This window comes from uncultured Mailhella sp. (assembly GCF_944324615.1).
GTDB lineage: Bacteria > Desulfobacterota > Desulfovibrionia > Desulfovibrionales > Desulfovibrionaceae > Mailhella.
The window spans coordinates 15836-40676 of record NZ_CALUWY010000007.1; the positions used below are offsets into that span (position 1 = coordinate 15836).

General features: G+C 61.2%; 20 protein-coding genes and 1 tRNA gene. 7 read left to right on the forward strand and 14 right to left on the reverse strand.

Annotated features, from left to right (window positions below):
• Positions 1-54: 54 nt before the first annotated feature.
• The 4 genes from Q0K07_RS03070 to Q0K07_RS03085 all read left to right on the forward strand — a co-directional run bounded on the left by Q0K07_RS03070 (position 55) and on the right by Q0K07_RS03085 (position 4889).
• Positions 55-1026, forward strand: a complete 972-nt coding sequence (locus Q0K07_RS03070) for a hypothetical protein (RefSeq protein ID WP_294556251.1) — start codon at positions 55-57, stop codon at positions 1024-1026.
• Positions 1027-1151: 125 nt separating this feature from the next.
• Entirely contained in the window at positions 1152-1595 is a 444-nt protein-coding gene (locus Q0K07_RS03075; protein WP_294556254.1) for a Fur family transcriptional regulator, read from the forward strand.
• A gap of 2 nt (positions 1596-1597) precedes the next feature.
• Entirely contained in the window at positions 1598-1993 is a 396-nt protein-coding gene (locus Q0K07_RS03080; RefSeq protein WP_294556257.1) for a secondary thiamine-phosphate synthase enzyme YjbQ, read from the forward strand.
• Positions 1994-2468: 475 nt separating this feature from the next.
• On the forward strand, positions 2469-4889 hold the full coding sequence (locus Q0K07_RS03085; protein WP_294556260.1) for a GDYXXLXY domain-containing protein: 2421 nt from the start codon (positions 2469-2471) through the stop codon (positions 4887-4889).
• A 156-nt stretch (positions 4890-5045) separates the two neighbouring features.
• Here the strand turns inward: Q0K07_RS03085 and Q0K07_RS03090 are convergent, their stop codons facing one another.
• The 13 genes from Q0K07_RS03090 to mfd all read right to left on the reverse strand — a co-directional run bounded on the left by Q0K07_RS03090 (position 5046) and on the right by mfd (position 21011).
• Positions 5046-5711, reverse strand: a complete 666-nt coding sequence (locus Q0K07_RS03090; protein ID WP_294556263.1) for a CatA-like O-acetyltransferase — start codon at positions 5709-5711, stop codon at positions 5046-5048.
• A 61-nt stretch (positions 5712-5772) separates the two neighbouring features.
• Positions 5773-6078: an AzlD domain-containing protein gene (locus Q0K07_RS03095; RefSeq protein WP_294556266.1), complete on the reverse strand. Its 306-nt coding sequence runs from the start codon at positions 6076-6078 to the stop codon at positions 5773-5775.
• Positions 6071-6820 (reverse strand): AzlC family ABC transporter permease, encoded by a 750-nt coding sequence (locus tag Q0K07_RS03100; protein ID WP_294556269.1) that lies wholly within the window; start codon positions 6818-6820, stop codon positions 6071-6073. Before Q0K07_RS03100 ends, Q0K07_RS03095 begins: the two co-directional genes overlap by 8 nt.
• Before the next feature lie 229 nt (positions 6821-7049).
• Positions 7050-9116, reverse strand: coding sequence for an excinuclease ABC subunit UvrB (gene uvrB, locus Q0K07_RS03105; RefSeq protein ID WP_294556272.1), 2067 nt, complete (start codon positions 9114-9116; stop codon positions 7050-7052).
• A 221-nt stretch (positions 9117-9337) separates the two neighbouring features.
• Entirely contained in the window at positions 9338-9862 is a 525-nt protein-coding gene (locus Q0K07_RS03110) for a flavodoxin family protein (protein WP_294556273.1), read from the reverse strand.
• Complete coding sequence (locus tag Q0K07_RS03115; protein ID WP_294556276.1) at positions 9859-10551, reverse strand: Crp/Fnr family transcriptional regulator; 693 nt, start codon at positions 10549-10551, stop codon at positions 9859-9861. Before Q0K07_RS03115 ends, Q0K07_RS03110 begins: the two co-directional genes overlap by 4 nt.
• Positions 10552-10951: 400 nt before the next feature.
• Positions 10952-11218 carry a 30S ribosomal protein S20 gene (rpsT, locus tag Q0K07_RS03120; protein WP_077071318.1) on the reverse strand — a complete coding sequence of 89 codons (267 nt, stop codon included), beginning with the start codon at positions 11216-11218 and terminating at the stop codon, positions 10952-10954.
• Between the two features lie 238 nt (positions 11219-11456).
• Positions 11457-13553 (reverse strand): glycine--tRNA ligase subunit beta, encoded by a 2097-nt coding sequence (gene glyS, locus Q0K07_RS03125; RefSeq protein ID WP_294556280.1) that lies wholly within the window; start codon positions 13551-13553, stop codon positions 11457-11459.
• Positions 13554-13556: 3 nt separating this feature from the next.
• Entirely contained in the window at positions 13557-14429 is an 873-nt protein-coding gene (glyQ, locus tag Q0K07_RS03130; RefSeq protein WP_294556283.1) for a glycine--tRNA ligase subunit alpha, read from the reverse strand.
• An 86-nt stretch (positions 14430-14515) separates the two neighbouring features.
• A complete protein-coding gene (gene recO / locus Q0K07_RS03135; RefSeq protein ID WP_294556286.1) occupies positions 14516-15262 on the reverse strand; it encodes a DNA repair protein RecO in 747 nt (248 codons plus the stop codon).
• Between the two features lie 244 nt (positions 15263-15506).
• On the reverse strand, positions 15507-16454 hold the full coding sequence (locus Q0K07_RS03140) for a helix-turn-helix domain-containing protein (protein WP_294556289.1): 948 nt from the start codon (positions 16452-16454) through the stop codon (positions 15507-15509).
• A gap of 8 nt (positions 16455-16462) precedes the next feature.
• Positions 16463-17404 (reverse strand): SurA N-terminal domain-containing protein, encoded by a 942-nt coding sequence (locus Q0K07_RS03145; RefSeq protein WP_294556292.1) that lies wholly within the window; start codon positions 17402-17404, stop codon positions 16463-16465.
• 22 nt (positions 17405-17426) lie between these two features.
• Complete coding sequence (mfd, locus tag Q0K07_RS03150; protein WP_294556375.1) at positions 17427-21011, reverse strand: transcription-repair coupling factor; 3585 nt, start codon at positions 21009-21011, stop codon at positions 17427-17429.
• Positions 21012-21592: 581 nt separating this feature from the next.
• Here mfd and Q0K07_RS03155 point away from each other — a divergent pair.
• The 3 genes from Q0K07_RS03155 (at position 21593) to Q0K07_RS03165 (ending at position 23813) form a co-directional block, all read left to right on the forward strand.
• Complete coding sequence (locus Q0K07_RS03155) at positions 21593-22204, forward strand: YitT family protein (protein WP_294556295.1); 612 nt, start codon at positions 21593-21595, stop codon at positions 22202-22204.
• Positions 22205-22863: 659 nt separating this feature from the next.
• Complete coding sequence (locus Q0K07_RS03160) at positions 22864-23622, forward strand: hypothetical protein (protein WP_294556298.1); 759 nt, start codon at positions 22864-22866, stop codon at positions 23620-23622.
• Positions 23623-23718: 96 nt separating this feature from the next.
• Positions 23719-23813: transfer RNA gene (locus Q0K07_RS03165), tRNA-Ser, on the forward strand.
• 473 nt (positions 23814-24286) lie between these two features.
• Here the strand turns inward: Q0K07_RS03165 and Q0K07_RS03170 are convergent.
• Positions 24287-24676, reverse strand: coding sequence for a hypothetical protein (locus tag Q0K07_RS03170; protein WP_294556301.1), 390 nt, complete (start codon positions 24674-24676; stop codon positions 24287-24289).
• Positions 24677-24841: the final 165 nt, after the last annotated feature.

Sequence of the window (24841 nt, forward strand, 5' to 3'; positions counted from 1 at the left end):
CAGCGTGCCGCAGGACAATAATGAAGCAGCCAAACCCCAACCACGAGACGTATCATGCCTGAAATACTGTATCTTGACACGGAACTGGCCGCAAAGGCCGAAGCCCTTTTTCAGGAACTGGGCCTGGACCTGACCACGGCCGTGCGGCTTTTTCTGCTCCAGTCTCTGAGAGAAGGCGGCCTGCCCTTCACCCCGCGCCTTACCGCGCCCCTGCCTTCCCGGAAAAAGACGCTCCCTCCCGAGGAAGAAGAGCGTGCGGAAAACGGAACGGCCGTTCCCCTCACCGATGAAGAGGCGCAGGATACGGAGGCACCATGCACAAGCTCTCTGCCGGAAGAGGAAGAAGCGCCCCGGCAGGAGGCCTGCCGCGAGGAACCGGAACATTCCGCCACATGGGATGAAGAGAACGCTCCCGAAGAACACTCCGGGAAGGAGGAAGCCCCGCATGCGGATGATACCGAGGCGCCTTTTGCGGAAACGGATGCCGCCCTTACCCCCGGCGGCAACGACGAGCTCAGAAACGCCTTTGCCCGGGCGCACCTCATCGGTGCCCCTCTGCGACGTGTCCGCTCCCTGAACCGCCTCTATGCCATAGGCGAACGGAACCCCCATGTTCAGGGCTGGCGCGAGGTCTATGTTTCCGGCGACGAACCCTTTGCCCTGGATTTCGGCGCGGTACGGGTGGAACTCGGTTTTCACGGCGGCGGGAGCCTGCGTATGATGGACGGCCGCCTTCCCGACAAGGTGCTGGAAGCCGACGCCGTGTATCCGCGCGATCTGAGCGCCGTCTTCTCCTCCGTCATCGGGCAGCCTCTGGTGGATGTTTCCTCCGCCCGCGTGTGGGAGGAGAACCAGGAAAGGGAACAGCTGCATCTGCGCTTTGCCAACGGCTGCACCCTCACCTTTGCGCCCGGCAAGGAATGGGGAGCGCTCTGGCTTTCCGACGCCCACGGTTCCGTCATGTTCGCCCCCGACGCGGTATGGCTGCGCGTGCTGGACGACAGGGCGCTGAACGGCCTGCGCTGAAGGCCCGCCTGGAGCCGAAACGCCGCAATGGCCTGTTCCCAAAGCAGTTCCGGACTCCCGCCCATTGACCGGAACGGATTAAACGAGTATCTCTGGGAAACTATATACCCTCAGAGGAATCATCTATGGATACCAATGTTATGGAAGCAGAACGCAAGTTTTCCGAATATCTCAAGCAGAAAGGCCTCCGCGTCACGCCCCAGAGGCTGAAAATACTGGAGGCCTTCCTGCATGCCGACGACCATGTATCCATGGAAGAACTTTTTCTGCTGGTACGCAGCAAGGACAGCACCGTGGGGCAGGTCACGGTATACCGCACCCTCAAGCTGCTCTGTGAAGCGGGCATCGCCTCGGCCGTGAACTTCGAGGAAGGCATGGTGCGCTACGAACCCCTGGGCATGCATCATCACGATCACCTTGTCTGCGAAAAGTGCGGCAAAAAAATAGAATTCGTCAACGACGCCATCGAGCAGCTTCAGGAAAAGGTCTGCCGCGTGCACGACTTCATTCCCACCTCGCACCACATGGTGCTCTACGGCATCTGTGCCGACTGCCGGAAAAAGGCCTGAACATGGAAAAGCTCTTTGTCTCCACCCGCACCCGGGAGGAAATGCTCAACATCACCGCCGCCCTTCGCAGGGCCGTGGCCGAACACGGCTGGCAGGACGGCGTGCTGGTCGTCTACTGCCCCCACACCACCTGCGGCCTTACCATCAACGAAGGCTTCGACCCGGATGTGGCAGGCGACATGACGCGCTTCTTTCACACACGCATCCCGCAGGACGAAGGGTTCCGTCACAGCGAAGGCAATGCCGACGCGCACATCAAAGCCAGCCTTTTCGGCTCTTCTCTGCAGATTCTTGTGGAAGGGGGAGAAATGCTGCTCGGCACATGGCAGTCCGTATGGCTTTTTGAGGGCGACGGCCCGCGCAGCCGCCAGCTCTGGCTGAAGTGGCTGAAGGCCTAGAAGACGTACCCCGGAACACCTTCCGCATACGGGCTTCGCAGGCAGCTGCCACCCTGTATTTTCAAGCGACGCGCCGCAGCGCGTCGCTTTTCTTTTCTGCGGTGTTTTCTCCCCTTTTCCTGCGGCTTCTCCTGCCGGAAAAAGCCTCTCATCCCCTGCTCCTCCCGTGCTCCGGAACCTCCTCCGCAGCGTTCCGCAACGGTTCCGCCAAGGTCTCGCTCCGGCTTCTTTTTCTCTTCAGCGCACGCCTGAAACCGTGCAGCTCTGCGGGGCGGGAGCCTTTTTCCTGCAACAGCGGAAGGCCTTTCCCCGGTTTTTCGCTTGATGACACGGTCGCGCCGTGTTTCAATACCGTCACCACTCTCATTTCCGGCAGGTAATACCCGGAGCGGCTTTTCCCCTCCGGCCACATGCAGATTCCTTCCGCCGGAAGCGACACGACACACGCCCAGCGCCGCAGGGCATCGGAGCCACTATGTCCCTTCTGCCGCATTTTCCCGCACCTGCACGCCTGCCCGGCAGGACTGTTTCCGCCGCAGGCTTCGCCCTCGTCTTCGCCGCCGCCGTCTATTTCTTCGCCTGGAACTGGTACGGCCTGCCGGAGGCCGTCCGCTTCATCCTCACCGGAGGCACTTCGGCCCTGTGTCTTACGCTTTCCTTTCTTGCCGAACGCAGAGGCCGCCATCATGCCGCCTCCCTCGCCCTTCTGGGCACGGCGCTGTTCACCGGCATCTTCTGGGTCACCTTCGGGCAGATTTTCCAGAGCGGAGCCACGGCGTGGGAACTGTGCCTCGTGTGGGCGGCGAGCGTCGTTCCGCTCTTTCTTCTGCGAAGAAGCGCCGCTTTATGGAACGTTCTCATCCTGCTGCTCTTCACGGCTTCCTGCATGCGGCCTTTCTCTCTGCTTCTCACCCGCCCCTGGGATTTCCACCTTCTGACGCCTCTCGTCACGGCCTCAGCAGGCTGTGCCCTCGCCCTTTTCCCGCCCCTGCGCCGCCGCTCGTCCTGCGGACTGAATGCATGGCTCGCCCTGCCGCTCACGCTGCTGACGGGTACGGCAACGGCACTGTGCGTTCAGCTCATTCTCTTTTTCCCCGACACCCCCGTCGGCCTGCCGGAACTTGCGGCAGGTCCTGCGGCCCTTGTGCTCATAGCAGCCTCTGCCCTGCGCTTCCGCCACACCCTTGCCCTGTGCGAAACAGCGCTCGCCCTCATCGTGCTTCTGAACGCCCTTCTCCTTCGCAGATTCGACCATCTCTCCTCTGCCGGGCTGGCACTTCTCCTCACCGCCGCCAATACCCTCTTCACCTTTCTTCTGGCCCTCGCCCTGCCCCGCCTCCGGCAAACGCTTCCCCGCAGTCCGCGCTCCTTCGGCCTTGTTTCCCTGGTTCCGTCCATCCTCGGGGGTTTTCTTGCCGCAATCTCCTTCATCTCGCTCATCACGCTCACGTTTCCGGACAATGCCCTTGTGCTGCACGCGGCAGGGCTTGCCTGCATGGCCTGCGGCATCATTCTCCGGCGTATGCGCCCAAAAAACGTTTTTCTCTCCGCGCTTTCCTCCGCACTTATCCTGGGCGGCGCCATGTGCTTCCATGTATCGCTGCTTGACTATGCCCTCCCCGTCATCATGGCTTCGATATGGGCGGCGGCCCTGTTCCTCTATCTGCTGATGGAAGACCCTGTTCTGCGCTTCTTCTCCATGTTCTGGGCGCTTGTCACCGGCATCGTTCTCCTGCCTCAGACCGTGCCCGAAGGCATGCCCCTGTACCTTCTTCTCGCTTTTCTTCTCTTCCTGCCCCTTGTTGCGGCCTCCCTCGGCCGTTTTCCCCGGGGGATGCTGCGCCCGGCCGCGCTTGCCTGCCTCTGCGTTCTTCCCGGACTGCCGCTGTCCATGCCTCATATCGCCTTTGAAGAAACAACGGAAAGAATACTCATCACCATTGCGGCGCTGAATCTCGGGCTTCTTCTCCTCAGGCTGCTTCTCCAGGGAAGCAACTCCTCCCGGCCCGGAAAAATCGCCCTCGGAATCGCGGCAATGCTGCCCGTCTGGTTCTTCAGCCCGCTGGAAAGCCTGTTTGCGCTGAACCTCATCCTTGCAGGCTCCGCCAGCGCCCGGAGCCGTGACGCCGGAAGCAAAGACACGCCCGCCCTCGACAGAACGCTCACAGGCATGGGCATCTTTCTTCTTGCCGCAAGTCTCGTGCTCTTCTATTACGCCATCGACCACTACTTCCCGCTGGAAACCGTGGCCATGGCGTTTTTTAAAACCGGAACGGATTTTCTGAACATGACCATGGCCGCAGGCATTCCCGGCTTCTGCCTGATCCTTGCGGGGATACCGATGGAGCGCCGCCCCCGGCCGGAAACACCCGAAAGACCGGAAACACCACAGGTCCCGCCCCTTCTGCGGCACGGTCTGCCCTTTGCCCTCGTCGCCGTTCTCATGACCGCCGTTGCCTGCACGGCCATCGTGGACAGAAAAAACCTGCTGAAGACCGGAGACGAAATCCTTCTTTCCCTCCGCCCCCGGGACCCGCGCGCCTTCATGATAGGCGACTACATGGACCTGACCTACGACATCGAACGATACTCCACGGTGGAAGGGCCGCTCTGCATGCCTCTTGCCGTCGACGAACTGGGTATCGCCCGCCCCATACCAGACCGCGTAAAACAGGGCGACTGCTCGGGCGTACCTGCTCCCGCCGTACTTGTGGATGCCTCCGCCCACGGCTTTGCACGGCTTCGCCTGCCGCACCGCTTCTACTTCGAGCAGGGCCTTGCCCGGGTGTACGCCGACGCGGCCTTTGCCGTGCTGCGCTGCGACAGGAACAACCACTGCCTGCTGCAGGGCCTTGCCGATGCCGACCGGAGGCCCCTGCATCCGCCCAGAAAGTAACTTTTCCACGCTGTTCCGGAAAAAGTGCGCGTCCATCCTCCCTGCCACGGCGGAAGGGCTCTGCAGGCAGATGCGAAAAGCCCCGGAAGCTTCCGCTCCCGGGGCCAGAATACAGGAAAAACAGCTGCGCCGCCTTGAAGGAAAAAAGCCTCCCGCTCAGCTCAGATACCGTTCGGGGAAGGAGGCCATTTCCTGCATGTCGTTGATGAGACGGCAGGTATGGAAGCCGTCGGCCACGGAGTGATGCACGGAAACCGAAACCGGTATGACGATCTTTTCTCCGCGCGCCTCGTATTTGCCGAACTTGATGAGAGGGGAGAGAAAATTGCTCTCTGCGTAGGAATCCTGCGCAAAATGGGTGAAGGCCAGCCACGGAACGCTGGACACGGGGCAGATATGAGGCGGCTGACCGTCCTTTGCCTTGAGGTGGCCCGTCACATGGCGGTAGCGTTCCATATCTTCCGTAACCATGGCGTAAAAGACGGAAAAATCCTCGGAATACTCGCTCCAGATATCGGTGAAGGTCTCGTTTTCCGGGTGAAACAGGGTATAGCAGGGCCACACCTCGTCCCAGAAGCCGAGTTCTCCGTGTTCATTGAAGGCCATGTGGAATTCCTTGTGCCGGTTCACCGCCCGCATGACGACATAGAGCATGGCAGGGAAGAATTTCAACCCTTTTTCCCGGCGGAGGGCCTGAAGCGCGCTGATGTCGAGGTCGGCCCCGATATTGTAGCGGCACTTGAGCGTATGGAAGTAGTGGTCGAAGTAACTGCTTCTTTCCCAGGTATCCCGGTCTATGACATGAAATGACGGCTTACCCATGACGAGCCTCTCCGGTGCGCGTTTTTGAAGCGCGCTGTTTTCTTCCCCTCTTCCCGCTTTCTCAGCAGATGAACAGCTCCATGACGAACACCAGCACGCAGGCCGCCACGGCCACGCTGAACAGGCTTGCCCCGAACCAGGCGAGAACCACGGCCGCCACCAGTCCGGCAAAGCCGGAAATCTGACTGCCCGTCGCATCCAGTATGGCAGGAAAGGTCATCACCGACAAGGTGACATACGGAATATAGTACAGGAAGGAACGCACGGTGACGTTGTGGATTTCCCGCCGTATGAGGGTAAGCGGAAGCACGCGGATGAGATAGGTCACCACGGCCATCACGGCAATGTAGGCATAGGCATCACGCATGGTCGCTTTCTCCTTCCTCTTTCTTTCCGCCGCCGGCAAGCCCCTTGTCCACAGGGAAAAGCACGGCCGCCACGCCGGAAATGAGCACCGTGAGAATGATGATCTTCATGCCGCCGGAAATGCCGTCGAACAGGGGAAGCCGTGCGAAAATCCAGCTCATGGCCATGGATACGAGAATGAGCGCGGCAAGCAGGCGGTCCTTGCGGGCCGGGGGCACGATGATGGCGATGAACATGCCGTACAAAGCCACGCTGAGCGCCACCACGATGCGGGCGGGCAGAACATTGCCGAGCACCACGCCGAGCAGCGTGCCCAGAGCCCATGCGGGAGAAGCGATGCAGATGGCCCCGTAGGTATAGAAGGGGTCCAGCCTGCCGGGTACGTTCACGGAAATGCCGAAGATTTCATCCGTCACCCCGTACCCCACCAGAAGGCGGTGATACATGGGCGTATCCGGCGCCATTTTCTGGGAAAGCGAGCACGACATGAGCATGTAGCGCAGGTTGATGACCAGCTGGGAAAGGGCCATTTCCCAGTAGGAGGCCCCGGCCGCCATGATGCCGAGCGCGGCGAATTCCCCGGCGGAGGTGAGATTGGTAAAGCTCATCACCGTGGAATGCAGCGCGGAAAGTCCGATATTGCGGCACGCTATGCCCAGCGTGAACGACACGGCGAAATACCCCAGCGCAATGGGAATGCCGTCGCGCATTCCGTCCAGAAAATTCTTCTTGTGATCTGCCATGGAATGATATGCCCCGAACCTTTAAAAATACCGTTTTTTTCAGGGGGGCGCAACGGAACAGGACCGCACGCCCCCGAACCCTTCAACGTTCTGCAGAAGAAGGAGCCTTTTCTCCCTGCCTGAACATGCCGAAAAAAGCCCCGGGCGCGGCGCATCTCTTCCGCCCGCACGCCTGCGTACCTTCTTCAGAGCCTGCCCGCGCCCGTTGCACGGCACGCGAAAGCCGGGGTCACTCTTCCCCTTCTCCGCTCACATAAAGCCTCTCGCGCAGGGCGCGCACACGGTCGCGCAGCTCTGCCGCGCGCTCGAATTCCAGTTCCTTCGCCGCCTGACGCATGGCCTTTTCCAGCTCTTCGATGAGCCTTGCGATATCGGCAGGAGTACGGGGTGCGGCGTCCTCACGACTCTCCGCCTTCCTGCGGGATCCGCCGCGGCTGCGGGACTTGTCCCCGCCACGGCCCTTCTTTGCGCCGCCATCCTCTTCTTTGCCGTACAGATTGTCCAGCGGGTTTTCCAGCCCTTTCATGATGGTGCGCGGCACAATGCCGTGTTCCTCATTATAGGCCATCTGCTTTGCGCGACGCCGCCCTGTCTCGTCCATGGCGGCCTGCATGGAGGCCGTCACCCTGTCGGCGTACAGAATGACGCGGCCCCCGGCATTGCGCGCGGCGCGGCCGAAGGTCTGAATGAGGGCACCTGTGGAACGCAGAAAGCCTTCCTTGTCCGCATCCAGAATGGCCACAAGGGAAACTTCGGGAATGTCCAGCCCCTCGCGCAGGAGATTGATCCCCACCAGCACATCGAATTCCTTGGCACGGAGCGCCCTGATGATGGCAATGCGCTCCAGCGTGTCGATATCCGAATGCAGGTAGCGGGAAGATACCCCCATCTCATTGAAATATTCCGTCAGGTCTTCGGCCATGCGCTTGGTGAGCGTGGTCACGAGCACCCTTTCCCCACGCGCGGCGCGGGCCTTGCACTCGCCGAGCAGATCATCCATCTGCCCCTTCACCGGCCGTATCTCCACAGGCGGATCCAGAAGGCCCGTGGGCCGTATCACCTGCTCCACCACAAGCCCCGCGCTTCTGTCCAGTTCCCAGCGGCCGGGCGTTGCGGAAACAAAAATGCTCTGCCCTATGCGCTTCTCGAACTCGGCAAACTGCAGCGGGCGGTTGTCCAGCGCGGAAGGCAGGCGGAAACCGTAATCCACCAGCGTGTTCTTGCGGGAACGGTCGCCCTTGAACATGGCCCCCACCTGCGGAATGCTCATGTGCGATTCATCCACGAACAGCAGAAAATCTTCGGGAAAATAATCCAGCAGCGTGGCGGGCGGCTGCCCGGGGGCACGGCCGTCCAGATGACGGGAATAGTTTTCTATGCCGTTGCAGTAGCCGAGCTCCTCCATCATCTCAAGGTCAAGCTGCGTGCGCTGTTCCAGCCGCTGGGCTTCCAGGAGCTTGCCCCCTTCCTGAAACTGCGTGAGCCTCTCGCGCAGTTCCTCGCGTATGTCGCTCATGGCGCGCGTGAGGTTGTCGCGGTCGGAAACATAGTGGCTTGCAGGGTAGATGACGGTTTTGGAAATGCGGCCCAGCACCTCGCCGGTGAGCGGGTCTATCTCGCGTATGGCGTCTATCTCGTCGCCGAAGAATTCGATATGCAGCGCCTTTTCATCTTCATAGGCGGGAATGATTTCCAGAACGTCCCCGCGCACGCGGAAGGTGCCGCGGTGAAAGTCATAGTCGTTGCGCGTGTACTGTATGTCCACCAGCCTGCCGATGATGTTCTCCATGGAAACGGACTGCCCCTCTTCCACGGGAATAATGAGTCTTGCGTAGTATTCCGGCGAACCCAGGCCGTAGATGCACGACACGGAAGCCACGATGATGACGTCGCGCCTGGTGAGCAGCGCATGGGTGGCGGCATGACGAAGCTTGTCGATATTGTCGTTGATGGCCGAATCCTTCTCGATGTAGGTGTCGGAAGAAGGAACATAGGCTTCGGGCTGATAGTAATCGTAATAGGAAACGAAATATTCCACCGCATTCTTTGGGAAAAGCGCGCGGAACTCGCCGTAGAGCTGGGCGGCCAGAGTCTTGTTGTGGGCAAGAATGAGCGCCGGGCGGCCCGTGCGGGCAATGACGTTGGCCATGGTGAAGGTCTTGCCCGAGCCGGTGACCCCCAGAAGCACCTGATCGCGTATGCCCGCGTTGAGGTTCGCCACCAGTTCGTCGATGGCGGCGGGCTGATCGCCGGTGGGCGCAAAAGAGGAATGAAGCTGAAAAAGCTGTTCAGGCATGGCTCGCTCGCGGTAAGGGGAAAAAGGACGCGGGCGCCCCTGCGCCGCGCAAGGCGCATTGTGCCTTAACAAAGGAATTTTTCAAGGGGAAGATTCCCCGGAAAAATGCGCCTCTCCCCTCCGAAGACGCGCAAAAACAAGGCCGCGGAAGGAATGCCTCGCCGCGTCAGCGCGCCTGACTCACGCATGCAGAAAACACAAGGCAGCCGCAGGGCGCCTTTTCAGACACGGCACCCTGCGCCGCAGAACGCCGCCTCTCCGCCCCGGACAGGAAAAAGAGCCTCACGCACGCAGCGTTCCGCACGGCAGAAATCCTGCTCATCGGGATGAGTGGACGCCAGGCGTATGCGTGCCATGCGTTCCGGCGTATTCGGATGCGCGCTTTTTTTGAGCTGCTGCTCATCCATCCTGCCCCGGCAGAAGAAATGCCCGAGCACGCGGCATCCGCCCCTTTCCAGAAGGGCGCGGGCGCGTTCCGCACAGCGCTCTGCATGGGGAGAATCCGGCCCGGCCACCATGGTGCCGAAAAAAAACACGTCTTTTTCCCGCAGGCGGCTCATGAAGGCCGCCATGGCGGCGTCAGGTCCGCCGCGCCAGGTCCAGAAGCCCAGAATGAAACAGTCGTAACCGGCAGAGGGGGCTTCCTCCACACGAAACAGCGGAAGCTCCAGCCCCTCGGCAAGGCGCTCCCCCACGGCGCGGGTGTTTCCCGTACGGGAAGAATACACTATGCAGGTCCGCATCATTCCTCCATAAGACAGCGCCGCAGCGCCGCTTCATCCGTAAGCACAATGGTCCGGCGTTCCAGCCGTATCATCCCTTCCTGGGCGAAACGGCTGAGCTGACGGCTCAGACTCTCGCGCGAAAGGCCGAGGAGCCCGGCCAGCACCTCGCGCGTGATGACATCTTCCAGGACCGTGCTTTTCTCCACGCGGGCCTTGTGCAGAAGCCAGCCCGCCACACGGCGGCGCACTGAAATTTTTCCCTGCGATACCGCAATCTTATTGATGAACATGCGCTGCCGCACGGCAAGGGCCCGCATGACGCGCTGGGCAAGACCCATATTTTCCGCAAGCAGCGCGCGAAACACCCTGTTCTCCATGCCGAGAACCTCGCAGGGGGAAAGTGTCCGGGCGGAAAGAAAGGCCGCTCCTCCGCCGAGCACGCCGTACAGGTCGAGAAAATGCCCCGGCCGCACCACATGCAGCACAGTGTTCTTTCCCGCCATGGAACCCTTCAGAAGTTCCACATGGCCGGAGACCAGCCAGCAGGTCACGGTCGAGCATCCCCCCTCGACGCATATCCATTCCCCTTTGGCATACGAAGACATACGCGCGGCGGAGGCGAGCCGCTCCGTCTCCTGCACGCTCAGCTCCGGAAAACACGCGCCCAGTCTCTCCCGCATGTCGCGGAAAGCCTCTCCACTCTCCACCATAGTCCGCTCCTGCTGCAGGCATTCCGGAATTCTCTCCCGGAACCCTCTCCCTGGCTTTCTCCCGCGCGCGGATCTCCCCCGAAAACAGGCAGGTTCGGAAGCCGCTCCGCCCGCATACCGCCGGCAAGACGCCGTTTTGCTCCGCGGGCCGTCGCCCGCTCTCCCCCGGAACAGGAACGTTCCCCCTGCCAGAAGGCCGCTCCCGGATTCCGCAAGGCATGATAAAAATATTTCCGGGCCGAAACCATGACCGTGATCACATTCCGGCACAGCGAAGCTTCCGGCAGAAACAGCGGAAAATGCCGCAGGCGATACCCTGCACGGCTTTTAAAAAGAAAAAACACCAAAAGGGAGGAAGCTTGCGCTTTCTCCCTTCCGGTGTTTCCTGAGAAACGGAAATTTAGGCGTCCAGAGCGTTGACGGCCTTGGTCAGGCGGGAAACCTTGCGGGCAGCGTTCTTCCAGTGAATGACGCCCTTGCCGGCGATCTTGGACACGGTGGAAGTAGCGGTCTTCAGGGCTTCTTCAGCGGCGACCTTGTCGTTCTTCTGAATAGCGGCGCGCACGGCCTTCACCACGTTCTTGATGCGGGTACGGGCGGCGCGGTTGCGGGCGTTGCGCTTGACACTCTGCTTTTGGCGCTTGATGGCGGAAGCATGATTAGCCACGGGGAATCCTCCAGAATGATGGCCCCTCTCGGGGCGTGATGCGATACATTGTCGGGCGGCACAAAAGGAGCCGCCCGTTATTGCCGGAACGGTTATTCTTATGCGCCTTGACGCATTCTGTCAAGAGGAGCTCACGCTCCTCGCAAAACAGACTGCATTTGCCGCCCGGAAACGGAAAAAAACGGCCTTTTCCGTCTCCTGGCGAACCCTCGCCTCAGAAAGGCGTTTCCAAAAAACGTTACATCTGCAGGGCCGAGAAATCGGCCAGTTTTCCCATGCGGGAAAGCAGCACCTGCAGAAGGCCCAGACGGTTGGCGCGGAGCTTCTCGTCTTCGGCCATGACCATGACGCCGTTGAAGAAGGCGTCCACAGTGGGACGCACGCCGTCCATGAGCGCCAGAAGCTCGTCGAAGCGATCCTGCGCCCACAGTTCGTCAAACTTTGCGGTCATGACGTCCAGAGCGTCGGCAAGGGCCTTTTCCGGCTCTTCCATGAGCAGCTCACGGGAGAAGGTGCTCGGAGCGCCCGCACCCTGCTTGCGCAGGATGTTGGCCACACGCTTGAAGGTCTGTGCGTTGTCGGCAAAGCCGGGCTTCCCGCTTTCCGCCACCAGCGCGGCAAGGCGGCGGGAGGCGGCCCACACGTCGCTGCAGCCGGCGTTCATCACCGCTTCCACCAGCAGGGTGTCGTTGCCCTGAGTCAGGAAGAGGTTCTTCACACGGCCGGCAAAGAACTCATTGAGCTTCGCAAGGGCTTCGGGCTTTTCCAGCTTCCAGCGGATGTCGTCGCTGTACAGGGACTGCGCCTTGGCGAAGAATTCCTCCACCGGGATGCGGTAGCCCTTTTCCATGAGAATACGCGCGATGCCCAGCGCGCAGCGGCGGAGGGCAAAGGGGTCGGCCGCGCCCGTGGGGATGTTCCCCAGGCCGAAGCAGCCCACCAGCGTATCGGCCTTGTCGGCCATGGAAAGCAGCGCGCCGAGATCCGTGGCGGGCACGGGGGTATCCGGGCCCGCAGGCAGGTACTGTTCGGCAATGGCATCGGCGGCGGCGCCGTCAAGGCCCATCTTGTGCCCGTAAATACCGCCCATGATGCCCTGAAGCGTGTCGAACTCGCCCACCATCTGGGAAACAAGGTCGGCCTTGGCGCAGCGTCCGGCCACGGCGGCGGATTCGGGGTTCACCGAAGCTGCGCCCTTCACGCCGGGATGCCCGGCAAGCCAGCGGCACAGTTCGGAAAGACGGCGGCATTTGTCGCCCATGGAGCCCAGAGGTCCGAGGAAGATGACATGGTCGAGCTTTTCCTTCCACACCTCGAAGGAAGCCTTCATGTCGGTGTTCCAGTAGAAGCGGGCGTCTTCCAGGCGGGCGCGCAGCACGCGTTCCCAGCCCTTCTTCACAAGTTCGGGCTCCAGAGAGTCCACGTTGGACACGGTAAGGAAGTGCGGCAGAAGCGTGCCGTCCTCACTCGCCACGCCGAAGCTCTTCTGATGCGTTTCCATGCTGGTCAGAAGCACGATGGCGGGAAGTTCGAGGAAGGAGGGATCGAAATCCCCCAGAATGGGCACGGGATGCTCGCTCAGGCCCTGCACTTCGTCCAGCAGGCCTTCCTTCCACAGGATGTGGCCGTTCACGGAAGCGGCAAGTCTGTTGCCGCCCTCCACCACGATACGGCGGCGCTCCGCGCCGGAAACGACGACACCGCACTTTTCCGCAAGCACGGCATCGAAGTCATCGGCACAGGCCACTTCAAAGGGACCCTTGCCGTGCACGCGATGACCGGTGGTCATGCGGCCGGAAGCGACATCCGCCACGGTGAAGGGCACCACATCCGCATCCATGAGCGCCACGACCCAGCGCAGCGGACGGGCAAAGAGAAAATGGCTCTCCCCCCAGTGCATGCGCTTGGGGAAGGGAAGCGCGGCGATGATGGCAGGCGCAGCCCCGGCAATGATGGAGGAGGCGGAAACGCCGCCCACGGTCTTGCGGACGGCCACATACACGCCCTTGGGCGTTTCCTGGCGGAAGAGGTCGGCCACCTCCACCCCCTGGCCCCGGGCGAAGCCCATGGCGGCCTTGGTGGGATTGCCTTCCGCATCATAGGCGGCCTTCAGCGAAGGGCCGAGGGCCACTTCCTCACGCACGGGGGTGGAGGAAAGCAGATTGCGGGCATGAAGCACGGCGCGGCGGGGCGTGGTGTCCACGGTAAGCTCGTCAAAGGTCAGGCCGTGTTCCGCAAAAAGGGCGGAAAAACGATCATGCAGCTCGCGCTCCAGAGAGGCGAGGAAACGGGCGGGCAGTTCTTCCACGCCGATTTCAAGAACAAAATGACTCATGGTTTACCCCTTCTTCAGCATGGGATAACCCATGGCTTCGCGCTGGGCGGCATAAAGATGGGCCACGCCGGAAGCAAGCGTGCGCACGCGGGCGATGTAACCGGCGCGCTCCGTGATGGAAATGGCCCCGCGGGCATCCAGCAGGTTGAACGTATGGGAGCACTTCAGGCAGTAGTCATAGGCGGGAAGAGGAAGCTTCACGTCGATGAGGCGCAGGCATTCCTTTTCGTAGTCGTTGAAGTGCTGAAGCAGCATGGCGGCGTCGCTCTGATCGAAATTGTAGCAGGACTGCTCGTATTCGTTCTGATGGTACACGTCGCCGTAGGTGATGGAATCGTTCCACTTGATGTCGTACACCGATTCCACGCCCTGCAGATACATGGTCAGGCGTTCCAGGCCGTAGGTGAGTTCCACGCTGGCCGGGGAAAGGTCGATGCCGCCCACCTGCTGGAAATAGGTGAACTGCGACACTTCCATGCCGTTGAGCCACACTTCCCAGCCGAGGCCCCAGGCGCCCAGAGTGGGGGATTCCCAGTCGTCTTCCACAAAGCGGATGTCATGCTTTGCCGGGTCGATGCCGAGGGCCTTCAGGCTGTCGAGATACAGCTGCTGAGGATCCGCCGGAGCAGGCTTCATGATGACCTGGAACTGGAAGTAATGCTGGAGGCGGTTGGGGTTGTCGCCGTAGCGGCCGTCGGTGGGACGACGCGAAGGTTCCACATAGGCGGCCTTCCAGGGCTCGGGGCCGATAACGCGCAGGAAGGTGGAGGGGTTGAAGGTGCCCGCACCGCATTCCAGGTCCACAGGCTGAACCACGGCACAGCCCTGTCTGGCCCAGTAGTCCTGCAATGTCAGAATAACATCCTGAAAATTCATGTATCACTCCTGAAATTCGCCAATGGAGCATTGGCCTTGCTTGCCGTCGCGCCGCAGACCTGCAAAAAGCCTGTCCGGCCGCGCCGCTACATGGCCTTGAACCGGCCGTTGGCCCATTCGAGACCGAGATGGTACCGCACAAAAGCGTCGATCAGGCGCGCGGCCTGCCTTGCGCCTTCCGGCGAAGGGTGCAGCCTGCCCCATGACTGCGGTGAGTATTCCTTCACTTTCCCCAGTACGTCAAGAGCTTCCTGCCCCAGAGAAAGGCTCATATCGCCGGATCGGCGGCAGGAAGGGCAGCATGCGGCCCCCTCTCCCACCAGAAAATGCGCCTCCTCCACCTCGCTCAGGGCACGCCCGCAGCGGGCGCAGACACCAAGTTCCGGGGCATAGCCCTGCTCCGCCGCAAGGCGGAAACGAAAAAGCACCGGCATGACGGCCGGCACGTCGTCCTCTTCTTCCAGAAGCTGAAGCATGCCGTGCATGAGCGCGTAACTTGCGCCCGCGTTGTCCGGCGGCACGCCCATGGCTTCCAGAAAACGCACGCAGTTGGCCGCCATGCCCTGCCGCCGCCAGTCGCGGCGCAGTCGCTCCGGCCCGGCCAGAAGCGTGGCTTCCTGCAGATTGAGGAAGCGCCCGTCGCGCGAATACGCGGCGCTCACCCGGGTGCGGTGGAACACGTCGAGGCAGCCCGTGAAGCGCCTGCGGCTCCCGCTCCCGGCGAAGGCAAAGGCCGTGACAAGCCCCTTCTCCCGCGCAAGAATCCGGACCCAGAGATCCGCCTCACGGAATTTTCCGATGCGAAGCACCAGGGCATCGTCCGTCCACTGCATAAAAAGCCCTGCTCCTCACAACGCACAGAGCGGTTTAATGCCGAGATTAAACCGCTCTCACGGACGGGGAACGGACACCCGCTCCCCATCCCGGACATGCTGTATCTTCCATGCCGCACCACAATGCGGCTCCCTCAACGCAGGCCCGGCCTCTGCCGGGCGCTTTCCTTCGTGCAGAAAAGGCTTCCGGCAGACAAAAGGCCCGCCTTCGCCCTTCACGCGGAAGAAGGAAGCTTCCGCACAACTACTGCTGCGCAGGGGGGAAGCTCATGGTCACCACGCGCGGAGAGGTGGAACGTTCCAGTTCCTTGCCGTCGTACACCACGCGCACAGCCTTCGCATTGCCGAGGCGGATGACCAGAGTGTCGCGGAAGGTCATGGAAAACGTATCGCCCCTGCGCAGGGTGCGCTGCTGCTTCTTGCCGTCGGGTTCAAAGCCCATCCAGCAGTCGCCGGTATCGGCAATGACTTCCACCTGATGCAGGCCCTCGGGCAGGTTCACGGCTTCGTCCGCAGCCGTATTTTCGGCAGCGGGCACCGCTTCCGCCGCAGGCGGCGTGTTCTGCGCCTGCGTGACGGCGGGCTGGGCCGCGCCTTCCTGCACGGGCTGGACGGTCGCAGCGGCATCCTGCTGGGCAGGCGCGCTCTGCTGCACGGAGGAATCGGCCTGCTGGGCGGGCTGCGTCGCGGGCTGCGCGGGCGGCAGCTCCGTGGAAGGAGCCGCATTCCCCCAGGTGGGCACCGGCGCCTCGGCGGAAGACTGCTCCCCGGTCATGACGGTGGGCGTCTCATAGTCGCGGCCGGCAAAGAAGTGCAGATAGGCCATATACGCCCCGCAGGCCAGAGCCAGCAGAAGCGCGGCCTTGAGCACCCCGCCGAGAATCACGGGCAGTATGCTCGGCTTCACCGAGGTATAGGTGGTGTTCTCCGCGATCACGGGACGGGAAATGTTCTCGAATCCTTCCAGATTCTTGAGCCATTCCGTCACCTCGTCGGCGGAAAATCCCACGAGCATGGCGTATTCTTTAATGAAGTGATGCACATACACCGTACGGGGCACGCGGTCGGAACCTTCCTCAATGCCCTGAAGGATGCGCGTAGGTATCTTGAGCCGGTCGGCCACATCGGCCACTGCCATATCACGGCCCTCACGGGCCTCACGGAGCTTAGCTCCCAGTTCTGCCAGAGTCATAGAGCGCCTCAGTTGCGGATATCGATGAGCGCCTTGTCACGAAGCTGTGCAGTATACTGCTGGAAGCGTTCCTGCAGGCGGGGCTGGCGCAGGATCTGTTCAATGCGCCTGGCAGTATCGGAATCAGGAACGGCATTGCTCTGATCCGTGTTTTCCGCTTCCTCAAAATCAAGCAGAGCTATCTGTACCTTGGTGGCATTCATGCTGAGCAGGGGAGAAACGTCGCCCTTCTTCATGCGCGAAACCTGATCCAGCATGCCCGGAGCCATGTCGGAAAGGGCCATGAAGCCGAGGTCGCCGCCGCCTTCGGCGTTGGGGCCGATGGACACCTTGCGGGCGGCCTGCTGGAACGACACCTTGCCGGAAGCGATGTCGGCGGCCCACTTTTCCGCATCGACATCCGCAGGATAGACCAGCATGCCCACACGGGCACGGCCGCTGGCAAATCCCGCCATGTTCTTCCGGTAATAATCGTTGATTTCATCCTCCGTGACCACAACCTTGCTCACCACGTTGCGCGACATGAGGCGCTGGGAAACGAGCTGAATATACAGTTTGTCGCGGAAGGTCTTTTCCGTAAGTCCGTCCTTGGCCATCTGCTTGAAGAACACGTCGCGTTCCAGTTTGCTGTCCTTGACGATCTGGTCGACGGCGGCGTCCACGTCGGCATCGGAAACCGTAATGCTTTCCTTTTTGGCCTCCTGAAGGAGGATCTTGTCGTTGATCATTCTGTCGAGCACGGCCTTCCGCACTTCTTCCGCCATCTGCGGTTTCTTCACGGGGTCGATCTTCTGCCCGACAAGTTCCAGCTGAAGAGCCTTGTCCAGTTCCCGGGAGGTGATCATGTCACCGTTGACCACCGCGACAATGCGGGCAATCGGGGCCGACAGGGCGGGCTGCACGGAAAAAAGAGAGGCCGCGCAGGCCAGAGATATGAAAAGGGTACGCAAGAGAGCACACTCCTGATAGTCGTTACGATGTTTGCTTATAGCCTGTTTTTTTCACACTGGCAACGTTCCGACATGCAGATTTCCGTGAAGAAATCTCCTCCGCCGGGCCCTGCTCGCACGCACTTTTCTGCTCCGTCTTCAGGCTGCCCAGAAGGGTACGCGCCTCATCGAGCTTTTCCGCAGGCGTGCGCCCCGGCTCAAGGGAAAGTTCCAGCGTTGCCGGGGGCTGGAGCCTGATGCGGTCCCTGTGCTCCATGACAAGCCGCACAATGGCCTCGGGCCGCACGCTCTTCTGCCCTTCGGCCCAGGTCACGCGCACGCGGTCGGCCCACAGATCCGCCCGCGCCACGCCGAGTTCGTTCACGCGGGCCTTGAAGGCCAGCACGGCAAGGAAGGTTTCCAGCGCCTCGGGGAAGGGGCCGAAACGGTCGCGCATCTCCATTTCCACATTTTCGCGCGCCGCCCCGTCCGTGGCGGAAGAAAGCATCTTGTAATACTTCAGCCGCTCGTGGGCATCTTCGATATAGGTGTCGGGAATGTGGGCGGGCAGGCCGAGATTGATTTCCGTTTCCGTGCGGAGAAGCTCCTCCTCGCCCTTGAGCCGCGCCACGGCGTCTTCCAGCATTTCCAGGTAAAGGTCAAGCCCCACGCGGGCCATGTGGCCGGACTGCGCCTCGCCGAGAATATTGCCCGCGCCGCGCAGGCGCAGATCCTCCATGGCCACCTGAAAGCCCGCACCGAGATAATCCATTTCCAGAATGATGCGCAGGCGTTCCCGGGCCAGAGCGGGCAGATGCTCCACATCCGACACCACGAACACGGCGTACGCCTGCCTGTCGGAACGTCCCACCCTGCCCCGGAGCTGATAGAGCTGTCCCAGGCCGAACAGCTGCGCCTGATCCACGATGAGCGTATTGGCACGGGGGAAGTCCAGCCCCGATTCCACAATGGCCGTGCACACCAGAATGTCCAGCTCCCCGTGCCAGAACTTGTGCATGGTGTCTTCCAGTTCCTTTTCCGCCATCTGGCCGTGGGCCATACCCACGCGGGCGCCGGGCACAAGCTCCCTGACCATGGCGGCCGCACGGGGAAGCGTCTGCACCCTGTTGTGCACAAAGAATACCTGCCCCTGCCGGGCAAGCTCGCGCTCCATCACCTGCTTGAGCGCGCCCCTGTCCCTGTCGATGAGGGCCGTGGCCACGGGCTTTCTTTCGGCAGGCGCGGTTTCCAGCACGGAAAGCTCGCGTATGCCCGACATGGAAAGCTGCAGCGTGCGCGGAATGGGCGTGGCCGTCAGGGTGAGGGCATCCACATTCTTCCGCAGTTCCTTCAGCTTTTCCTTGTGACGCACGCCGAAGCGCTGCTCCTCGTCAAGGATGAGAAGGCCGAGATTGGGCAGTTCCACATCCTTGGAAAGCAGGCGGTGCGTGCCTATGAGAATATCTATCTGCCCCCGGGCGGCCGCCTTCAGCGTTTCCGTCTGCTTTGCCCGGGGCACAAAACGGCTGAGCAGCCCCACATTGACGGGAAAGCCCGCCATGCGGGAACGGAAGGTCTGGTAATGCTGCTCGGCAAGCACCGTGGTGGGGCACAGCAGCGCCACCTGCCGCCCGTCGCAGGCCGCACGGAAGGCCGCGCGCAGCGCCACCTCCGTCTTGCCGAAGCCCACGTCGCCGCAGACAAGGCGGTCCATGGGAACGGGCTTGTCCATGTCCTGAAACACTTCCTGTATGGCGCGCGCCTGATCGGGCGTTTCCTCGAAGCCGAAGGTGGCCTCGAACTCATGGTACATCTCTCCCACGGGAGAATAGGAAAAGCCCTTGGCAACCTTGCGCCACGCATACATCTGCATGAGGTCGGCCGCCACCTTCTCCACGGCCTTGCGGGCCTTTTCCCGGCTGTTCGTCCAGGAACTTCCGCCCAGCCGGTCCAGAGCGGGCGGCGGGCCGTCGGCCTTGAACTTCTGCACCACGGAAAGTCTGTCCACCGGCAGGTAAAGCCGTGCACCCTCGGCGTATTCCAGCAGAAGATAGTCGTTGTCCACGCCGGTTCCGCCCGGGCTCATGCGGTGCAGGCCTCCGAAACGCCCCACGCCGTAATCCCTGTGCACCAGAAGGTCGCCCACGCGCAGATCATCGTACCGGTCCAGCCCGCGGAACGCGCCGGAAGCCACCCTGTGCGAACTTTCCGCCCGCGGCTGAAGCAGCTCCTCGCCGAGCACCAGCGCGTTGTCCCAGACAAGTTCCGCACCCTGCCGGTAGGGGGCCACCACGGCAAAAAGGCCGCGCCCCTCGGGATCGTAGCGCAGGGCAGGAAGAATGCCGTCCTGCTCCGCCAGCTTGAGAAACTTGCGCCGTCCGCGCTCCGAAGCAAAGGCCAGCACCACCTGTCTGTGCGCGGAAGTCCAGCGCTTCAGTCCTGCGGAAAGCTGCTGCCACGGTCTGTCCTGTTCGGGCTGACCGGGGAAGAGGTCGGCAAAGCCGTGCAGCGTCCGCTCAAGAAGGTCCTCCCCGGCCTGATCCGTACCCATGGTCAGAGGTTCGGCATACAGGCGGGGGCGGCTCTCAAAGGATTTCTGCGCTCCGTCCGCATCACGCAGGGCAAGGTGCGCAGGCTGCACAAGGCTGGTTTCTTCCGACTGCACGCGGAAATGCTCGCGCCACCGGCCCTCCGCCTCGTCAAGTTCTTCCCTCATTTCGTGGCGGCCGGGCAGAAAACACATGGTATCCGGGGCGAACCACTCATCCAGCGCCGTGGGCGCGGCATACACGCATCCGGGCAGAAGGCGCATGTCGTCCTGCTCCAGAGCGTGTTCCAGAGAAAGGCGCGACACTTCGCTGATGCTCCGGTTCTTTAAACGGCTCTTCCAGTGGCTGCGCACCTGCTTCTTCCAGGCCTCGCCGAAACCGAAGGGCGTCACGGGCAGAAACGTTGCTTCGTTCAGATGCCCCACGGAACGCTGGGTGGCAAAGTCGAACACGCGCATTTCGTCCACGGTGTCGCCGAAGAATTCCAGACGCAGAGGCTTTTCATACCCGGGAGGAAGCACATCCAGAATATCGCCGCGCCGCGCCATGTCCCCGGCATGGGCCACCATGGGCACACGCTGATACCCCCATTCCACAAGCTGCTGCATGAGAAGCTCGGGGGAAATATCTTCCCCGAGGCGCACGGTCATGGTTCTTGTGTCCAGAAAGTCCAGAGGCGGCAGGAGGGGAATCATGTTGTCCAGCGTAAAGACAACGCCCTTTGCCGTACCCGTGCGCAGAGCATACAGCACGCTCATGCGCTCGGCCCAGCCCTCCCGGCTGAGCGTTCGTGCGCTGAAGGGAGGCAGAAAGACCCACGGCCGCTCCCACAGGGGCGACTGCGTATTATCCAGCGACTGCCCGGAGGCGCCTATGCGCCCTACGGAAAGCTCCGGCGTGAAAAGCGTGGTCAGACCGCGCATAAGGGAAAGCGCGTCGCGGCTGCGCACGGCCAGGGCCGCATGACGCCCGGCCCGCACCGCTTCCACCGCAAGACGGGCCAGTGTGGCCGCGCCCGCTCGGCAGACGGACAGCCCCGCGCCCTCTTCCATTCTATGGAACAGCGATTCTTTATCCATGATCAAAGGAGGTATGATGTACGGAACATAATAAAAGAAGCTCCCCTTTCCCGGGGAACCGCGATAATGCAACTGTGATAGCAGCAAGACGCCCCACACGCAAGGCGCGCGGCATGAGAGTTTTCCCCTCCCCTGCTCCATGCCCTCAAAAGCTCCGTCACGGCCTCCACCTTGCTTTAACGGCCGGAATTTTTTATGATGACGTCATGAATCTTCATCAGAACGCCCTTTTCCGCCTCTCTTTTGCAGGGATGGAGGAACGCCACTGGCGCAGTCACCTCTAAAGGCCCTCCGATACCGGGCCTGACCTCCCTTCACGCCCTGCGCTCAGCCGTGCCCGTGCCTTCCTTGTGCCGGAAAGTCCGGCACAGCCGGTTCTTCCCCAAAGCATTTTCCCTGCTGCGGTACAGGAAAGGCGCGCCTCCGGCGCATTGAGTTTCCCTCACGGTTGCGCCGCCATCGCCGGGCCGGATGTTTCTCCTCGGCGCAGAGCTTCAGGCTCCGTTTTTTTTCTGCGGGAACACGCTCTCAGGCGTTCTTCATCCACTCCCCATGCCATCATCCGGCAAAAGGAGCCCGTCGTGTCTTTTCTCCCCTCTCCCCGGCTCTGCCTCATGAACCTTGCAGGCAGCGCCATTCTGTCTTTCGGTCTCTACCACATCCATTCCCTTTCCGGCGTCACGGAAGGCGGCATTCTGGGGGCAACGCTGCTGCTTCAGCACTGGTTCCATATTTCCCCCGCCTGGTCCGGCCTCGTCATGAACGCCGTCTGCTATCTTCTCGGCTGGAAACTCATGGGCAGGGATTTCATCCTCTGCTCTCTGGTGGCCGGCGGCGGCTTTTCCCTGTTCTACGCGATTTTTGAACGTTTTCCCCACCTCTGGCCGCATCTTGCCTCCCATCCTCTTGCGGCCGCCGTACTGGGCGCGCTCTTCGTGGGGGTGGGCGTGGGGATATGCGTCCGTGCGGGAGGAGCCCCCGGCGGAGACGATGCCCTTGCCATGAGCATTTCCCACCTCACAGGATGGAACATCCGCTGGCCCTACCTTCTGAGCGACCTTCTCATTCTTGCGCTTTCGCTCACCTACATTCCGCTGGAACGCATAGGCTATTCCCTGCTTACCGTCATCCTCTCCGGGCAGATCATCGGCTTCATGCAGCGCTGCCCCGCCCGGAGAGCTGATGTTTCCTGACAGAACACGCCGCCATGCGCCGGAAAAACGCATGGCGGCTCTTCCCCTGTCCGCACCGAATGCCGCTCCTTTTTAAAGGTTATGCGGAAAACGCTTCCGCGGGCGGTCGTCCCGGCAAAAGCACAGCACCACAGAGGCAGCCTTCCGCAACAGGCGCGCCGCTTCCAGCCTGCCGCGCATTTCCGACGGCAGAACCTCCCTTTCCGGCGTGCCCCTTCGCCCTGTCCATGTGCAACAAGCGTATGTTTTCCCGAAGAGCGCTTTCCGGACACGGCATAACGCCGTATGGAAAACCATCTCTGCTTCGTGCATAAAGAATGGTACTGCCTTTCTTTCCTCCCCTGCGGTAAAGATAAAGAACAAAAACACCCGGCAGGGAACAAGCAGCAACGGCCTGAAGCATGGCCGCACAGGCCGGATTTCTTCGGCATAAAAAAATGAATCACTCCACGGCCAGGCGTTTTTCTGACCTGCCCCGCCCTTTGTTTCAGCAGCAACGGCTTTTTTCCGGAACCTTTTTCACCAAAATACGATTCTCTCATGCGCTTTGCCGTTCCATGGCTTGACGCGGCGCGCAAAAATCATTTTTATCAGGGCCGCGCCTTCCGGCGCGTCACCGTTTCGCCATATCGTACCTTAATATTCTTCGGGGGATTATCATGATCACCAACTGGCCGCTTGTTTTCTTCACCGTCTTTTCTCAGCTCGGCGCCGGGCTGGCCTTCTTCTCCTGGTGGAAGGACCGTCACGATACCGCTCCTTCTTCCCGGGGCTGGCAGGTTTCCGCCGCCAGCGCCGCTCTGGCTCTGATCGCCTCCCTGATCGCCTTCAGCGGTCTTGCCTCCGGCGCCATGCTGCCCGCCCAGATCTGCTGCCTGCTCCTTGTCCTCGCTTCCGCTGCGGCCTCCCGCCGCTGCGCCCCCTGCGGCCTTGCGGCATGGCTCGTCGGCGCGGTATGCGTCATGGCTGAAGCTGCGGCCGCCATTCCCGGAGATGTCGCCACCCTTTCCGGCATCTTCCCCCTTGTGCTGTTCCCGCTCTGCACCATCATTCTCGGCGCCGTCTTCTCCCAGCTCAGGCAGATGGGCGAAGCCGATGATCCCGCCGTCCGCTACGGGCGCTTCTACATGCCCCTGCGCATCTGCCTGTGGATCATGCTCATCATCACGGCCATTGCTCCCTGCATGCCCTGGGAAGATCCGTTCATGCGCAAATCCGCCATCATCTGGATGCAGACGCAGCTTTACTGGATGGGCGTCATCTTCAGCGGCGTGGTGCTCGGGCTTTCGCACATGGGCCGCATCACCCTGCTCGTTCAGGCCATTGTGGCCTTCATCAGCATCTTCGGTCTGCGTACCGCCTTCTATGCCGACGGCGTCCACGGCATCATCGACATGAGCACCCTGTACATGCATTGATGCCGGCCGAAAAATTCCTTGCGCGCGGGGGTTGACAAGCGACGGCGCTTAGTATAGCTATGTCCCGTTGCGTGTCACAAGTACGCCGTCTTGTGCGGAGAGATGTCCGAGTCGGCCGAAGGAGCTCGCCTGCTAAGCGAGTATACGGGCATAAACCTGTATCGAGGGTTCAAATCCCTCTCTCTCCGCCACCGAGAATACAACCCGTTGATGTATCATCAACGGGTTTTTCTTTTTAAGCCGATACGCTCCTCAAGGGAACAACATGCGGTTGCGTTTCCGGTGCCCGCAGGGCGCAAACCGCTTCTGTCTCCCTCCACCCTCGGCACCATTTTCTCCTGTTACCGCATCGCCTTCTTCATCACGGCATCAGAGGCAGAATAACCGCGCCGCATCTCATCTCTTCCGGGAAAAACTGACGATGTCCGGATGGTATGAAAAACCGGACAGCCTGCTTCAAGGCTGCCCGGCGCGCTGTTGTTGCTCAGACTGTTTTACTCCGGCTGGGAACCGTCGGGAAAAGGCCCCGGATGGCTTCCGGGCGCCGTTTCCCGTGTCTCTTCATTATGATGAAAGGCTTCGTCCTGCCGGATGGCTTTTTCTTTTCATGCCTCGGAGCAGAAAGTGTTCTGCGAAAACATTCTCTGAAAAACAACCGGTTCACCTAGTCCGGCAAAGGCTTTTTCTTCTGTTCGTATGCCCAGTAGACAAGGCCCCAGAAATAAATCGGACGTCTGTTTATGCGACCGGCCTCATGGCTTACCGCCTCTCCGTTCTTTCTGCGCAGATAAAGAGGATACAGGGCAAGAAAATCTTCGTCCTTTAATTTTCCAATACTTCTGTAGCCCTGCACACTCTTTCCCGCCGGAGCCTCCCCGGAAGCTGCCGTGCTCTCATCATCCTGCACGGAGATATACATATCACCATGTTTATTTTCCGCCTTGAAGCGCACGCCCTGCCGGCCGTTTTTCCATATCGTCGTGTATATTCCCGGATTCAAGGCAACAAATTTCTTTATTTCACTCCAGATTTCCATAATTTGCTGATCTTCCACCGCAGTGCTCCTCCCTGAACACATTTTTTTCGACGGGGCGGCCGAAGACGACCGCCCCATGCCCGGCCCAAGGTAAGGCGGGACTTTCCTCATTTCACTATTCCCACAGCTACTTCACAGTACAAAGCTGATTATCCCACCCTGTCTGCTTCGCCATGGTCTGCA

Excerpts from the sequence above, each read along its gene's own strand:
- Q0K07_RS03070 (WP_294556251.1), top strand. The coding sequence starts at position 55 with ATGCCTGAAATACTGTATCTTGACACGGAACTGGCCGCAAAGGCCGAA.
- Q0K07_RS03075 (WP_294556254.1), top strand. The coding sequence starts at position 1,152 with ATGGATACCAATGTTATGGAAGCAGAACGCAAGTTTTCCGAATATCTC.
- Q0K07_RS03080 (WP_294556257.1), top strand. The coding sequence starts at position 1,598 with ATGGAAAAGCTCTTTGTCTCCACCCGCACCCGGGAGGAAATGCTCAAC.
- Q0K07_RS03085 (WP_294556260.1), top strand. The coding sequence starts at position 2,469 with ATGTCCCTTCTGCCGCATTTTCCCGCACCTGCACGCCTGCCCGGCAGG.
- Q0K07_RS03090 (WP_294556263.1), bottom strand. The coding sequence starts at position 5,711 with ATGGGTAAGCCGTCATTTCATGTCATAGACCGGGATACCTGGGAAAGA.
- Q0K07_RS03095 (WP_294556266.1), bottom strand. The coding sequence starts at position 6,078 with ATGCGTGATGCCTATGCCTACATTGCCGTGATGGCCGTGGTGACCTAT.
- Q0K07_RS03100 (WP_294556269.1), bottom strand. The coding sequence starts at position 6,820 with ATGGCAGATCACAAGAAGAATTTTCTGGACGGAATGCGCGACGGCATT.
- uvrB (WP_294556272.1), bottom strand. The coding sequence starts at position 9,116 with ATGCCTGAACAGCTTTTTCAGCTTCATTCCTCTTTTGCGCCCACCGGC.
- Q0K07_RS03110 (WP_294556273.1), bottom strand. The coding sequence starts at position 9,862 with ATGATGCGGACCTGCATAGTGTATTCTTCCCGTACGGGAAACACCCGC.
- Q0K07_RS03115 (WP_294556276.1), bottom strand. The coding sequence starts at position 10,551 with ATGGTGGAGAGTGGAGAGGCTTTCCGCGACATGCGGGAGAGACTGGGC.
- glyS (WP_294556280.1), bottom strand. The coding sequence starts at position 13,553 with ATGAGTCATTTTGTTCTTGAAATCGGCGTGGAAGAACTGCCCGCCCGT.
- glyQ (WP_294556283.1), bottom strand. The coding sequence starts at position 14,429 with ATGAATTTTCAGGATGTTATTCTGACATTGCAGGACTACTGGGCCAGA.
- recO (WP_294556286.1), bottom strand. The coding sequence starts at position 15,262 with ATGCAGTGGACGGACGATGCCCTGGTGCTTCGCATCGGAAAATTCCGT.
- Q0K07_RS03140 (WP_294556289.1), bottom strand. The coding sequence starts at position 16,454 with ATGACTCTGGCAGAACTGGGAGCTAAGCTCCGTGAGGCCCGTGAGGGC.
- mfd (WP_294556375.1), bottom strand. The coding sequence starts at position 21,011 with ATGGATAAAGAATCGCTGTTCCATAGAATGGAAGAGGGCGCGGGGCTG.
- Q0K07_RS03160 (WP_294556298.1), top strand. The coding sequence starts at position 22,864 with ATGATCACCAACTGGCCGCTTGTTTTCTTCACCGTCTTTTCTCAGCTC.